12 protein-coding genes are annotated in these 14,220 nt (G+C 40.9%); 6 read left to right on the top strand and 6 right to left on the bottom strand.

All coding sequences use genetic code 11. The features are described from left to right. The first annotated feature begins 76 nt into the window (after positions 1–76). Complete coding sequence (locus L6494_RS26350) at positions 77–1,720, top strand: acetolactate synthase large subunit (protein WP_237990714.1); 1,644 nt, start codon at positions 77–79, stop codon at positions 1,718–1,720. A gap of 222 nt (positions 1,721–1,942) precedes the next feature. Here L6494_RS26350 and L6494_RS26345 read toward each other — a convergent pair whose 3' ends face one another. The 6 genes from L6494_RS26345 to L6494_RS26320 all read right to left on the bottom strand — a co-directional run bounded on the left by L6494_RS26345 (position 1,943) and on the right by L6494_RS26320 (position 8,187). Continuing rightward, positions 1,943–3,022 carry a sensor histidine kinase gene (locus tag L6494_RS26345; protein WP_237990713.1) on the bottom strand — a complete coding sequence of 360 codons (1,080 nt, stop codon included), beginning with the start codon at positions 3,020–3,022 and terminating at the stop codon, positions 1,943–1,945. Positions 3,023–3,028: 6 nt separating this feature from the next. Then, positions 3,029–4,204 (bottom strand): FIST signal transduction protein, encoded by a 1,176-nt coding sequence (locus L6494_RS26340; protein WP_237990712.1) that lies wholly within the window; start codon positions 4,202–4,204, stop codon positions 3,029–3,031. A 653-nt stretch (positions 4,205–4,857) separates the two neighbouring features. After that, a complete protein-coding gene (locus tag L6494_RS26335; RefSeq protein WP_237990711.1) occupies positions 4,858–6,108 on the bottom strand; it encodes a bifunctional folylpolyglutamate synthase/dihydrofolate synthase in 1,251 nt (416 codons plus the stop codon). A gap of 158 nt (positions 6,109–6,266) precedes the next feature. Beyond that, positions 6,267–7,055: a Uma2 family endonuclease gene (locus L6494_RS26330; RefSeq protein WP_237990710.1), complete on the bottom strand. Its 789-nt coding sequence runs from the start codon at positions 7,053–7,055 to the stop codon at positions 6,267–6,269. 165 nt (positions 7,056–7,220) lie between these two features. Further along, positions 7,221–7,349: a photosystem II protein Y gene (locus L6494_RS26325; protein ID WP_190699786.1), complete on the bottom strand. Its 129-nt coding sequence runs from the start codon at positions 7,347–7,349 to the stop codon at positions 7,221–7,223. Between the two features lie 313 nt (positions 7,350–7,662). Next, positions 7,663–8,187 (bottom strand): gamma carbonic anhydrase family protein, encoded by a 525-nt coding sequence (locus L6494_RS26320; protein ID WP_237990709.1) that lies wholly within the window; start codon positions 8,185–8,187, stop codon positions 7,663–7,665. A gap of 238 nt (positions 8,188–8,425) precedes the next feature. On the opposite strand from L6494_RS26320, the gene L6494_RS26315 reads away from it, so the two are divergent. From L6494_RS26315 to map, 5 genes are all read left to right on the top strand, one after another. Then, a complete protein-coding gene (locus L6494_RS26315) occupies positions 8,426–8,938 on the top strand; it encodes a TIGR02652 family protein (RefSeq protein ID WP_237990708.1) in 513 nt (170 codons plus the stop codon). 108 nt (positions 8,939–9,046) lie between these two features. Beyond that, the gene (locus L6494_RS26310; protein ID WP_237990707.1) at positions 9,047–9,475 is read left to right on the top strand and encodes a VOC family protein; all 429 of its coding nucleotides are present in this window, start codon (positions 9,047–9,049) and stop codon (positions 9,473–9,475) included. A gap of 128 nt (positions 9,476–9,603) precedes the next feature. Beyond that, on the top strand, positions 9,604–12,537 hold the full coding sequence (locus L6494_RS26305) for a M16 family metallopeptidase (protein WP_237990706.1): 2,934 nt from the start codon (positions 9,604–9,606) through the stop codon (positions 12,535–12,537). Positions 12,538–12,623: 86 nt separating this feature from the next. Further along, positions 12,624–13,112, top strand: coding sequence for a plastocyanin/azurin family copper-binding protein (locus L6494_RS26300; RefSeq protein WP_442946974.1), 489 nt, complete (start codon positions 12,624–12,626; stop codon positions 13,110–13,112). Positions 13,113–13,225: 113 nt separating this feature from the next. Next, positions 13,226–14,053, top strand: a complete 828-nt coding sequence (gene map, locus L6494_RS26295) for a type I methionyl aminopeptidase (protein WP_237990704.1) — start codon at positions 13,226–13,228, stop codon at positions 14,051–14,053. The last annotated feature ends 167 nt before the right edge of the window (positions 14,054–14,220 follow it).

The following is a 14,220-nucleotide window of genomic DNA, read 5'->3' as shown; positions in this document are numbered from 1 at the left end:
TGGGGATTACGTATTGCTTTTTCTTCCCAATCCCCAGTTCCCAGTCCCCAGTCCCCAACCACATGAGGAATGTAAAATGAATACGGCAGAACTATTAGTACAGTGTTTGGAAAATGAAGGGGTACAGTATGTTTTTGGACTCCCTGGCGAAGAGAATTTGCACGTTTTAGAAGCACTTAAACATTCATCTATTAAATTTATTACCACACGTCATGAACAGGGTGCGGCCTTCATGGCCGATGTCTACGGACGATTGACAGGAAAAGCTGGAGTGTGTCTTTCTACACTTGGGCCTGGGGCAACAAATTTAATGACTGGTGTAGCAGATGCAAATCTAGACGGTGCGCCATTGGTGGCAATTACTGGACAGGTGGGAACAGATAGAATGCACATTGAATCCCACCAATACTTAGATTTAGTGGCAATGTTTGCCCCTGTAACTAAGTGGAATAAACAGATAGTCAGACCGAGTATTACACCAGAAGTTGTGCGGAAAGCCTTCAAGCGATCGCAAACAGAAAAACCCGGTGCAGTGCATATAGATTTACCAGAAAATATTGCCGCAATGCCCGTAGAGGGCAAACCATTGCGTAAAGATAATATCGAGAAAACCTACGCTTCTTTTGCTAGTATTCGGGCAGCCGCAGCCGCGATTTCTCAGGCAGTTAACCCCCTAATTTTAGTCGGAAATGGAGCAATTCGCGCTCAAGCTAGTGATGCTGTCACGCAATTTGCTACCCAGATGAATATCCCTGTTGCTAATACCTTCATGGGTAAAGGTGTGATTCCCTATACTCATCCTTTGGCTTTATGGTCAGTAGGATTACAACAAAGAGATTTTATTACCTGTGGTTTTGATAATACAGATTTAGTCATTGCGATCGGCTATGATTTAATTGAATTTTCACCCAAAAAATGGAATCCAGAAGGGAATATTCCCATCATCCATATTGGGGCAAGTTCCGCCGAAATTGATAGCAGTTATATTCCCAATGTAGAAATAATTGGGGATATTTCTGATTCCCTCGCTGAGATTTTAAAAGTAGCAGATCGTCAAGGAAAACCCAAACCCTACGCCATTAGTTTACGGGAAGAAATTCGGGCTGATTACGAACAATATGCCAACGATGAAGGATATCCCATTAAACCGCAAAAATTAATTTATGACTTGCGGCAAGTCATGGGGCCAGATGATATTGTAATTTCTGATGTAGGCGCGCATAAAATGTGGATTGCTCGCCATTATCATTGTCATAGTCCCAATACTTGCTTAATTTCTAATGGCTTCGCTGCAATGGGGATAGCAATTCCTGGTGCTTTAGCGGCAAAACTTGTGCATCCTAACCGCAAAGTTGTAGCAGCAACCGGCGACGGTGGCTTTATGATGAATTGCCAAGAATTAGAAACAGCCTTGCGTGTTGGTACACCATTTGTCACCTTAATTTTTAATGATGGCGGCTACGGTTTAATTGAGTGGAAACAAGAGAATCAATTTGGTAAAGGACAATCATCTTTTGTGCATTTTGGCAACCCAGATTTTGTCAAATTAGCCGAAAGTATGGGCTTAAAAGGTTATCGAGTTGAATCAGCTTTAGATTTAATTCCTATACTCAAAGAAGCCTTAGCCCAAGACGTTCCTGCCGTCATTGATTGCCCTGTAGACTACAGAGAAAACAGCCGCTTTAGCCAAAAAGCCGGTGAGTTAAGTTGTGAATTGTAAGATGTTGTTTGAAAAGGTTTGTTCGATGTCATGTTGTAGCTTGCTTTGCTACGCAACGCTACCGCGAACTCTGTAAGAGTATGCAGTCCTGAGCAAAGCGTTCGCGCCAGCGTTCCCGTAGGTTAGGAAATGGAATGTTGGCGGTCTCTATATATTCCCCCTTCCCTACAAGGGAAGGGGTTGGGGGTTAGGTCTATCTTATATTTAATTACGTCATTCTATTTACTGGAGTGTAGATTGTCGAATAGGAATTTGAATGATAAATTTTGCTCCTTCTCCTGGTTGGGAATGGCATTTTAATTTACCACCATGCAATTCAATAATAATACGATAGCTAATAGATAAACCTAACCCTGTACCTTTACCAACATCTTTAGTTGTAAAGAATGGATCAAATAATTTTGCCTGCACTTGCTCGTCAATGCCTAGACCATTATCAGCAATACTAATCTCTATCCAATCATGATCAATAACTTTAGTACAAATATTAATTTTAGGAGTTAATAAATCTTGATTATGCTTTTGTTTGTGCTTGATAACTTGCTCTTCTAAAGCATCAGTTGCATTAGCCAGGATATTCATAAATACTTGATTAAGTTGTCCAGCATAACATTCTATTAATGGTAATTTCCCATAATTGCGAATAATTTCAATACCATATAAATTATCAGGTGATGGTTTGAGACGGTTATTTAAAATTACTAATGTACTGTCAATACCATCATGAATATTGACTGCTTTAAAATCGGCTTCATCTAGGCGAGAGAATGTCCGTAGTGATTTAACAATCTCGCAGATGCGTTCTGCGCCTCCCGTCATAGATTGGAAAAGTTTTTCTGAATCTTCTTTAAGAAAATCAAGCTCAATTGCGAGGATTTTTTGTTCAATCGCAGCTACTGGTTCGGGGTAATACTGCTGATAAAGTTCTACTAAACTTAGTAAATCTTGAAAATAATCATTAGCATAATTCAAATTACCGTAAATAAAACTGACTGGGTTATTAATTTCGTGAGCAATTCCGGCAACTAAAACTCCGAGAGCAGACATTTTCTCAGATTCCACTAGTTTGAGTTGTAAAGCTTTAAGATTACCAAGAGTGGTTTCTAGCTCTTTACTCCGATTTTCTAAAGCAGTTTGTGATTCTTCCAACTCTCGAATGACATTTTTGAGAACTGCTTCTCTCAATTCACTGGCATTCTCCAATTGTTCACGATCAGCCTCAGAACGGTCTAGTTTTTTTTTCAGAATCCGAACAGTTTTTTCTAATTCCTTAAGTCTGCTCTCGTAGTCTATCTCTGACATAATCCTTTATTTTGTTCCTAGCAGCAGGGTAACAAAGGTCTCTTGGTGATAGTAAGTTGAACCCTGTGCTTCTAGGGGTGCAAATTCACCGTAGGTATAGAATCCACAAATAGGTATTGCTTTGGCGAGTTCTGTTTTTACACGTTGATATTCTTCTTTAGCTTTTGTGCCTAATAACCAACGACGACAGCAACAGGAAAATAGCAAGATGGCATCTGGTTCTGTTCCAGGATACCGTTCTAAGGCAGTTTGAAGTGAAGTCTCAACGCCATGAAGAATTTCATCGCGATTGAAGTCTGTCATCTGAACTATGGCTTGTTCTGGTACATCTCCCAAAAAATTGATGCTGCCAGTTTGAGAATCAACTGTATTCGGGACTCGCATATAATAGCGATCGCTATCGCCTTCATACACTGCTAAAGGATTTTCCGCCGTTGGCTGGCGATCGCCTAAATATCGCTGATAAAATTCTAGTGCTGATACACCATCAATTTCGTAAAGGACTGTTCCCTGAGCTTTCGTAACAATACTCTTGCGTCCAATTGGTTGCCAGCCGCAGCCAGTACCATATGATAAGAGAATATCTCCAGAAAAAATCAGAATAGGTAAAGCATCTGTCAAAACTTCGTTGCGGAAAAATTGATAAGTAGTTTGAAATCTAAATTGATCTCCGGCTGTCCCACCTAAAATTGGTATCTGAGAACCCAAAGCCAACTTCAATCCTTCGAGAATTAACCCGCCATTAGTCGTTGAACCATCTATTAGATAGCTAGCTGGTAGAGGTATACATAATTTAGCGGCTGTTGTGCAGTTCTCAGTTGCTTGTTGCACAGCTTGGTGAGCCGCAGTCAAAGGGTTTTCTTTTGCTCCATATCCCACACCAGCACGAATTTCTACAGTGTCGGAGCAAAAAAGCATCAATGTTAAAGAATCTTGTTGAAACCCTAAAATTGAAGATATTTCACCATCTGTAGTACAACCTATTAAGTCAATTCCTGGAAATACTTGGTTAATTTCTTGAAGAATCAAAGCATGATCAAAATCAATAGCTGCAAACAAAATACCCGCTTTGGGTGGAATGTCTGCTAAATTACTTAAATCACTAACACATTGTTCTAAAACTTCTTCAATTGCTCCTTGAGCATCAGGGTCATCACTATGTCCAAGAATAATTTTTAGCATTTTTTATCCTCTTAATTAATCAAAATATTATTGAGTTAAATCCTACATTTAAGGCAGAATTTAGAGTATGTATTCAGAGATAAAGCTTGGGTTAATTCTGACTTATGATTAAACCTCTTGCAAAAGTACGAAAATTAGATGTGTCATTCTGAATGAAATGTAGACTCTTTGAGATGTTTCGCTTCGCTCAACATGACAAGTTAAGCATTTATGCAAGAGGTCTATTTTTAATCTTGCCGTAATACTCGCTATGTTGGTAATTACATTAAAAGATACCTATTAGTTGCAACCCCTCCAAATTTCTACTTTTCCATTTCTACTACTAAGCTCAGGTTTCCCAAAAATCATGGGAGATGAACACGGCTAATACAAATTTTTAATAAAGCTATGCGTTGATTAGCCATCTTTACTTCATCGTAATTTGAATATCGGGGTAAGGAGATACCAATTATCATATGAAGTTGCACAAAAAAATGATGTAGAGACGTTGCATACAACGTCTCTACAGTCCAGAATAAAGCTCATCTTCGTTAAGAAACGGTATGAGGGGCAAATATTTATTAATCATTGATAAGAGTTAACAACCCCGCTTTCTTCCAGACATTGGGGTTATAAAGCAGGGTGATTGACACAAATATCAATTCAGCTAGAAGTTATGTTTTTCCTAAAAAATGCCCTATTAAATAAAGAGAACCACACAAAACCACTAAACTATCTGTTGCCGAAACAGCTATTGTTAGTGATGATATTAAATCTGGATAAATCTGACAATCTTGTAAATCTGGGCAGATATCATTAGCTAACTTGGCTAATTCTATGGGATTGGCTGAACTATTATCTGGTACTGGGACTAAATATAATCTGTCATTTGGTTTTAATAAAAATTTAAAAATATCGGCATGGTCTTTAGTAGATAGCATCCCCATTACCCAAGTTATATTTTGAGTATTCAGAGTATCTACATAATTACGTAAAACTTGAGCGGCGGCTGGATTATGTGCGCCATCAATTAATAATTTATGGTTGTGCCAATTAACCCATTGCATCCGCCCTGGCCATTTAGTTTTAGCCATCCCGTTGATAATTGCTTCCTCTGAAATCTGCCAACCTTTTTGTTGCAATATTTCTAAAGTAGCTAAAGCCAAAGCAGAATTATTTAACTGAATTTGCCCCTGTAAAGGTAAAGGATATTTAATTAATTTTGAATTGTGAATTGATTGATACTCCGCCCATCCTGGATGTATTTCACTCGCGGGTTGAGGCGTAATTAATAGACATTGTAATTCTTGAGCGAGCGATCGCACCACATCTTCTGCATCCGGTGGCAATTTTCCAACCACAGCAGGACATCCAGGCTTAAGAATACCCGCTTTTTCCCCTGCAATCTCAGCAATAGTATTACCTAACTGCTGCCAATGTTCCCGGCTAATGGAAGTAATCACCGTCACAAGCGGCTCAGATATCACATTAGTAGCATCCAAGCGTCCCCCCAGTCCCACTTCTACCACCGCTATATCAACTTGTTGCTGGGCAAAATATAACCAAGCTGCTGCCGTAACAACTTCAAATAGAGTTGGGTACTCACTATCTAACTTTGCAGCAGCCGTTACTTTTAGTAATAATTCGTAAAACTCCTCAGCAGAAATTTGCTGTTCATTCAGACAGATACGTTCTGTCCAATTCACTAGATGGGGAGAGGTGTAGCGTCCTGTACGATAACCTGCTTGAGTCAGCACAGAGGACAAATAAGCACAAACTGAACCTTTACCATTTGTCCCAGCAACATGAATCACACTGACTTGGTGATGGGGATTGCCCAAATTAGCTAAGAGTCTGTTAATGCGCGAAAGTCCCAGGTTAACGCCAAAATGTTGAAATGGTTGCAGTAGAGAATCTATATTCACGATTAGGGAACACCAAAAAATAAATTATCCGCAATTGATAGTTGGCTAGGGTGCGTCAGTATGAATAATTTCTGAGTATAGTTAGGTTCTATTGCACTGACGCACCCTACAGTTTGGATATTTTTTTATCTGGAAGTCCCTGATGAATTAACAACAGCCTAACCTTCTGTTCCATCAGTGAGTAAACTATTAGGATCAATCCCTTGCGATTGTAAATAGGCTATTAAGCGTTCTTTTTGCAGGCGTTCCTGTTCAGCACGTTGTCGTTCCTGTTCCGCACGCTGGCGTTCTTGTTCCGCACGCTGGCGTTCTTGTTCCAGCATCTCTACAGCCCAAGGTAACAAATTACCCGATTCATCCCACCATCTCAACCAATAACCAGTTCTCCCCTCTTTCGTCCCGCGCCAAGTTCCTAAAAATAATCCCATAGTCGCTATCCAATGGCGACCATTTTCATCTGGTTGCTTTAACTCATAGCGTCCATTTTCTAGTTGATGAAACTCCAACAATCCACCATCTGGATCAAAAATGATGTAAATGGGAACTTGTAAAATTTGTTCGTAGAAAAACCACTTCCCCGGCGGGTAGGTGCGCTTTGATGAATACTCTTCCCCTTCCGTCTGGGATAAAAATTCCATGACTATCGCCGGGATTTCTCCTTCTAAGTAAGGAGTATAGCTGGTGCGATCGCCCACTATTTGATTTACACGGGGAGTATACACCCAATCTGGTGCTTTAGCAATAAATTGCCCATTGACTGTGGCACAAATCGCAAAATTCGATGCGATTAACATTTGCTCTTGGATGAACCCACTAATTTCTAAGCTTTCACGCAAAGCACCAGCCAGGATTGGCTGACCTGTATTTTCCACTGGTTCATCCTCTAGCTGAAAATCATCAGGCAATGGTTGCCAACAAATGTCTAGTGGCGTGATTTGGGCTACCATAAGCTAGGTTTTTGCAGTTTCTTTAGATTGTATCACTGAATTGGTACAGCTAATCCAGTATTTTAAGTACAACAAGTAACACCAGTCCCCAGTCCCCAAAATCAACAAAACCGACTGTTTCCGTGAAGATAACAGTCGGTTAAATTGGTTATCTTAAACTAGAGTTTAGGCTTCTCTATTCAAAAAGTTTTGCACTTGTCTGATAGCCGCAGCACCAATATTAAATGCAGCCCAGCCACCAGCAACAGCGATTGGTGCTAAAACAACCACTACACGAAAATCAAGATTATCCATTTTTAGTACCCCTCTATCAAGTAGAAATTAAAGTTTTGTCAACTACCCTCATTTTTATTTTTAGCTGAAGTGGGCAATTTTGCTAGCTACTTTTGTAAAGAAAGTTTAAGTAGTTAGTCAAAAATCAATGGGAATTGGGCATTGGGAATGGGATTTTCCTTCACCCTGACCAATTATTCCTTGATGGTACAAGCCCCTAAATTTATTTATGGATAGAAACATTTTAAACTTTGATTGGTTCAAGCCCCCGGATTTATCCGTGGGCATTAATTGCGAATTGCGAATTGCGAATTGTACTGACACCTCTAAACCCTTACGAATTAAACCCAATATCCGTTCCCTTCCCAGCGTGTACTAAGGCTAACTTTTTGTAACGTTCGGCGTGTTCAATGAGTCCTGCGGCTTCGGCTGGTGTAACTGGACGTAAAACTTTGCCGGGAATGCCCACAACTAAAGATAAGGGGGGTATATTCTTGGTTACTACTGCACCAGCACCAATGATGCTACCAGATCCTACTCTAACTCCATCTAAAACCACTGCGCCGATGCCAATTAAACAGCCGCGTTCAATGTGGGCAGAATGGACTACAGCACGATGTCCTATAGTCACATGATCTTCTAAAATCGTGGGCAAACCAGGATCACCGTGTAAAATTGCCCCGTCTTGAATATTTGTGCATTCGCCAATGTCAATGCGTTCTACATCTGCCCTCACTACTGCTGCATACCAAATGCTGACTCCGGCTGCTATGTTAACCGAACCCATAACAACAGCATTGGATGCAATGAAGGCGGCTTGAGAAAAATCGGGAGAAGGCCAGTAAGAAGAGATAGACACGATAGAATAGGAATATGGTACCCAGGAACACTGGAGAAACTCCATTCTGAGAGCCTGGTTGCAAAACCAGAATATCACAGTGTCAATCATCCAAGTGGAGGAAGACAAAAGTGAAAATTGTTCTTGTTTCACATCGTTCATGTGCAGCAGTGAATAAAACTCTCAGGTTGGTAGAGCCGAAGTGTAAAATCCAACCCTCTGGTGCTGGTGAAGACGAAACTATGTTTGTACGCACTTCATGATGAATCCAGGCTTGCAGTACCCTATGTTTGGTGCTGACATACAGTGTCCCCATTGTCGCCAAACCATTCCGGCATTGACACTGACTGATACCTATTTATGCCCCCGTCATGGCGCATTTGAAGCTAACCCCAAAACTGGAGAGTTAGTTCATCTACAATCTGGGCGACATTGGCGACGGTGGAACAACGAATGGTATAGACAGCACACTCATCCTGATGGCATTCGGTTTGAAATCCACGAAGCCTTAGATAAGTTATACACCCAAGGCTATCGAGCAACACGAGTGATCATCGCCAGACGTTATCAGGAGTTGATGAGTGGCTATCTAGAACGCAGCACACCTTGGCGTTCTGGACAGCAGGAAGCATCATCTGCACGACTATACGGCTTACCTGTAGAATTTAGTCCCGAACCAGCCGAAGATGATTGCTGGGAAGTGATTAATTTCGATTTAGACAAAGAACCCGGTGTTCCCGTGCGCTACCCTTATTTCAGATTATTTGAGTAAATTTGAGGGGTAAGGGTGTAGGGGTGTAGGGGTGTAGGGGTGAAATTGATTTTGTAATTTCCCCTTCCCTATCCTTAATCACTAGTAGTTTTTGAATTTTGAATTGAAATGCACCACGCTTCTATTCGGACTGCGAATATCCATCAAGCGATCGCTTTTTATGAAATACTAGGCTTTAGTGTCTGTGAACGCTTCACTACAGGCTACACCCTAGCGTGCTGGATGGAAGGCTTGGGCGGCAGAATTGAACTGATTCAAATTCCCCAACCAAAACCAGCCCCGGATGCCTTTGGTGATGAACATTATGTGGGATACTATCACCTGTCATTTGATTTAACGGAAATTACCCCAGATTTACCGGGATGGTTGAAAAATTTACAAGAACGTGTAGGATTGACAGCAGAATTACCACCGTTAAAAATTCTTTTAGAACCGACTCAGCAGCAAATAGGCGATCGCATCTTGGAAGTAGCATTTATTGCTGATACGGATGGCTTACCCTTGGAATTCATCCGATTTTTAACCCAACTTAATTAGTTTGTGTTGTTTATTTTGTCTTTTTATATACATTATTCATATTGCCGAGGTAACATATTCTCAAGAGAATTAGAAGATTCTCGGCATTAAAAATAAATTAATTAATTTCAGTACATCTACCAAACTAAATGTCTGTCTTATCTGCGTGCTATAAATACCGTTCCTATTTTTTGTTGTTGGGTATTTCATTAGTTGCGGTATTATTTCTTGGCAATACACCTGCTGAGAGTCAAAATATAACTACTTCTAATCGAGTGAATCACCAAGTAACATTAGTAACCAAAAATCCTCAAGATTTGAAATTAACAGAAAATGTTCATCAGACAGTATTAGACAATGGTCTAACTGTATTTATCAAAGAAGTACATACAGCACCAGTGGTGAGTGTGCAGGTGTGGTACAAGTTCGGTTCACGCCATGAAGCATCAGGAGTTAACGGCATTGCCCACCAACTAGAACATATGATGTTTAAAGGTACAACCAGCCGTCCGACTCAATTTGGTTGGTTGTTTAGTGCTTTAGGTAGTGACTCAAACGCTTTTACGAGTTATGACCAAACAGCTTATTACGGAACTGTAGAACGGAACAAGCTGAAAGCAATGCTAGTTTTAGAAGCAGATAGAATGAAAAATGCGCTGATGGATGCTGAACACCTAGCAAAAGAGAAGCGGGTAGTCATTTCCGAGTTGCAGGGGTACGAAAATAGCCCAGAATATCGCCTCAATCGTGCTATCCTACGGTCAGTATTTCCCAATCATGCTTATGGTTTGCCCGTAGGTGGGACTAAGGCAGATGTGGAAAAATTCCAGGCTGAGGAAGTACGACAGTATTATCGCCAGTTTTATCATCCTGACAATGCAGTCTTAGTCATTGTTGGCGATTGTCAAGCCGAAAAAACCCTAGCTACAGTCAAAGAAATCTTCGGCAATATTCCTAAAAGTCAGAATATCTCAAACCCTTCTCCTACAACTGTAGAGACGTTGCATGCAACGTCTCTACATATTCCCCCTTCCCTGTCTGCGACACGCTCCGCGAATGTAGGGAAGGGGGTTAGGGGGTTAGGTCAAGAAATGACTGTTTCAGATGCAGTTAAAAGTCCCCAATCGCCAATCGTCCTGCGAGAACCAGGGTCAGCCACATTATTACAAGCTGTATATCCACTACCACAGGCAAATCACCAAGATATACCAGCTTTAGAGATTGCTGACTACATTTTGACAGAAGGAAGAAATTCCCGACTTTATCAAGCGTTGGTGGAATCGGGATTAGCAAATGATATTTCAGGTTCAGTGGTTAGCTTACATAAAGCAGGTTGGTATGAGTTGTTAGTCACAGCCGATCCTGACCAAGATTTGACAAAAATTGATTCGGTGTTGAATAATGCGATCGCCAAGTTAACCCAAAAAGGTATAACAGCCACAGAATTAGCTAGAGCCAAAAGACAGTTAGAAGCTGCCATAATCTTGAGTAACCGTAATATCACTGATCAAGCTATGCAGTTAGGTAATGATCAGACAACTACGGGTGATTATCGCTTTACAGATCACTATTTAGCAGCCGTTCGTCAAGTCACCGCCGCAGATGTTGTGGGTGTATTAAACAAATATCTGGCAAAATCTGCCCGAACAGTGGGTATTTTTCAACCAGTTGTGACTCAAGCCAAAGAAATTGGCACAAAACAGTCACCGCCACACACAAGAGAGAATTTATCTGGTAATTCACCTGTTCCACCCGCCGAAATGATGCAGTATCTACCAGTCATAGATACTGATCAGACTGATGCTCAAAACACTCCCCTCCAATTACCACAGCAATTTACCTTAGCTAACGGCCTACAGGTATTATTATTAAGCGATCGCAGTACACCCACCATTACCTTAAGTAGTCATATCCAAGCAGGTACAGAATTTGACCCAGGTGAACAAGCTGGATTAGCCATGCTGGTAGCCGATGGCTTGATGAGTGGGACTAAAACTAAAAATGCTTCCACCTTAGCCAAAGCTTTGGAAGACAGAGGAGCGACTTTGGACTTTGCAGCTTACCGCAATGGTGTGGAGATTGAGGGCAATAGTCTGGCTGAAGACTTACCTGTTTTAATCAAAACCTTAGCAGATGCCGTTCAAAATAGTACATTTCCGCAAAAAGAGTTGGAATTGAATCTCCAACAAGCTTTAACAGACCTCAAATCGGACTTAGATAATCCGGCGGAAGTAGCCAAAAGAATATTTTTACAATCGATTTACCCGAAAAAACATCCCCTACACAAGTTTCCGACACAGGAGACTCTGCGACGCATTAAACGTAAAGATATTGTTGCTTTCCAAAGTAAATACTATCGTCCAGATACCATGGTGTTAGTAGTCGTGGGAGATTTTGACCCAGACAAAGTGCGATCGCTCATTCAAGCAGAGTTTGGTAATTGGCGCGTGAGTGGTCAAACACCCAGCATAGAATATCCCCAAGTCTCAAACCCCAGCAGTCTTGTCCGGGTAAACCCAATTGTCCCCGGTAAAACACAAGCTATTACTTACATGGGTTATACAGGTATCAAACGCCAAGACCCCAGATTTTACAAAGCTTTGGTTTTAAATCAAATTTTAGGAGGAGACACCCTATCGAGTCGCCTAGGTGCAGAAGTGCGCGATCGCCAAGGCTTAACCTACGGAATTTATAGTCATTTCCAAGCCGAAAGAGACTTTGGGACATTTTGGATTGAAATGCAAACCAGTCCAGAAGATGCAAATCAAGCGATCGCTAGCACCCGTCAATTACTCCAACAAATCCATCAGCACGGTGTTACAACCACAGAATTAGAGATGGCTAAACGTACCCTCATTGGCACATATAATGTTTCTCTGGCAGACCCAGAAGAGTTAACTAGTAACATCTTGATGAATCAGGTGTATGGTTTGGATAAAACAGAGTTACATACTTACACGCAAAAAATTCAGCAAGTTACTCTCGATGAAGTTAATCAAGCCGCCCGTGAGTTACTGCACCCTGACCAAATTGTAGTAGTTACCGCCGGGCCTGCTATGTTGGCTAACCAAAGTGTTAGATAATGGAAATCAATTCGTAATTCGTAATTCGTAATTCGTAATTCGTAATTAAAGAACTTTTGCCTCGTCCCTATATTATTTTGTTCATAATGTTGATGAAGATTTTTTATACTGGGTTGAGATTAATTCAGCGTGGCTGTGTAATTTTGGTATTGCTTCTAGGGTTGCTTTTTAGTCATGTTAATCTGGCGATCGCGGCAAATCTTACTGGTGATTTGCTGAAAATACCAGCTACAGAAATTACAGTGAGTTTAGGCAATTCTGCTAACGAACTCAAATTTGAGCCAAATCACTTGGACTTTGTAGCCGGGAAACGTTATCAACTCAAGCTAACTAATCCTAGTCAAATGAAACACTACTTTACAGCCAAAGATTTTGCTGATGTTATCTGGACGCAAAAAGTCGAAGCGGGAAAAGTAGAAATTAAAGGCGCAATTCATGAACTGGAACTCAAGCCTGGTGCTGTAGCTGAATGGGTGTTTGTGCCAATGAAACCAGGAAAATATAGCTTGCGTTGTTCTATCCCTGGACACACAGAAGCAGGGATGACAGGGGAAATTGCGATCGCTGGTAAATAGACAATAGTGGCAACAAAAAATAAGCTAACTTAAATATAGATATTATTTCTCAACTAAACTTTAGATAAACACTACAAATTTAGCGGCAAAGCGCAAGTAATTATTAATTTCCCATGAACATTTTCACCAACTTGCTTTCTCAAGCACCTAAGCCTACACAATCCAGTAAACAACGCCGAGGGATTGAAATTAAATCACCGCGTGAAGTTGATATTATGCGGCAATCAGCAAAAATTGTTGCTACTGTCCTCAAAGAAATTTCGGAATTAGTCAAGCCAGGAATGACAACAGCCGACTTGGATGCTTATGCAGAAAAACGCATCCGAGAAATGGACGCGACACCAAGCTTTAAGGGATATCATGGTTTTACTGGTTCTATCTGTTCCAGCATTAATAATGAAGTGGTGCATGGTATCCCCAGTCCCAAAAAAGTCATTCGTGCTGGGGATGTATTAAAAGTAGATACAGGTGCTTATTATCAAGGGTTTCATGGTGATTCCTGCATTACAATTGCCGTGGGTGAAGTTACCCCAGACGCTGCTAAACTAATTAGCGTTGCTGAAGAAGCCCTTTATAAAGGTATAGAACAAGTCAAAGCAGGTGCATATCTGCTTGATTTAGCCGGCGCAATTGAAGATCATGTCAAAGTTAATGGCTTTAGCGTAGTTGAAGAATTTACCGGACATGGTGTAGGACGGAACTTACACGAAGAACCCTCAGTATTTAACTACCGTACACGGGAAATGCCCAACGTTAAACTACGTGCCGGGATGACGTTGGCGATTGAGCCAATTTTGAATGCTGGTTCTAAACACACCCGCACTTTATCAGACAGATGGACAGCCGTAACTGTGGATAATTCATTGTCAGCACAGTTTGAGCATACCGTTTTAGTAACTGAAACTGGTTATGAAATTTTGACCGATCGCACCAAGGTTTAAAAGGATATAAGCAAAGCGATATCTTCGGTAAAGTGTCTTAGCGTAGCTTACTGAAGGTATCGCTTTTTACTGACTTTTAATCCAGAAACTCAAATCTAAAATTGGTATGAGTCGTATTGTTTTAACCAGTATTAGTTCTTGTGGGTATCTGCATCCGAAAATTGCGA

The sequence above is a fragment of the Nostoc sp. UHCC 0870 genome (genome assembly GCF_022063185.1).
Classification (GTDB): Bacteria; Cyanobacteriota; Cyanobacteriia; order Cyanobacteriales; family Nostocaceae; genus Trichormus.
The sequence above is the reverse complement of the archived record's forward strand: the minus strand, read 5'-3'. Positions and strand labels throughout refer to the sequence as shown.

What these genes read in the sequence shown, in the direction of transcription:
- L6494_RS26330 (WP_237990710.1), bottom strand. Translation starts at nt 7,055, where the DNA reads ATGGTAGCCCAAATCACGCCACTAGACATTTGTTGGCAACCATTGCCT.
- L6494_RS26305 (WP_237990706.1), top strand. Translation starts at nt 9,604, where the DNA reads ATGTCTGTCTTATCTGCGTGCTATAAATACCGTTCCTATTTTTTGTTG.
- L6494_RS26340 (WP_237990712.1), bottom strand. Translation starts at nt 4,204, where the DNA reads ATGCTAAAAATTATTCTTGGACATAGTGATGACCCTGATGCTCAAGGA.
- map (WP_237990704.1), top strand. Translation starts at nt 13,226, where the DNA reads ATGAACATTTTCACCAACTTGCTTTCTCAAGCACCTAAGCCTACACAA.
- L6494_RS26345 (WP_237990713.1), bottom strand. Translation starts at nt 3,022, where the DNA reads ATGTCAGAGATAGACTACGAGAGCAGACTTAAGGAATTAGAAAAAACT.
- L6494_RS26350 (WP_237990714.1), top strand. Translation starts at nt 77, where the DNA reads ATGAATACGGCAGAACTATTAGTACAGTGTTTGGAAAATGAAGGGGTA.
- L6494_RS26300 (WP_442946974.1), top strand. Translation starts at nt 12,624, where the DNA reads ATGTTGATGAAGATTTTTTATACTGGGTTGAGATTAATTCAGCGTGGC.
- L6494_RS26325 (WP_190699786.1), bottom strand. Translation starts at nt 7,349, where the DNA reads ATGGATAATCTTGATTTTCGTGTAGTGGTTGTTTTAGCACCAATCGCT.
- L6494_RS26315 (WP_237990708.1), top strand. Translation starts at nt 8,426, where the DNA reads ATGATGAATCCAGGCTTGCAGTACCCTATGTTTGGTGCTGACATACAG.
- L6494_RS26310 (WP_237990707.1), top strand. Translation starts at nt 9,047, where the DNA reads ATGCACCACGCTTCTATTCGGACTGCGAATATCCATCAAGCGATCGCT.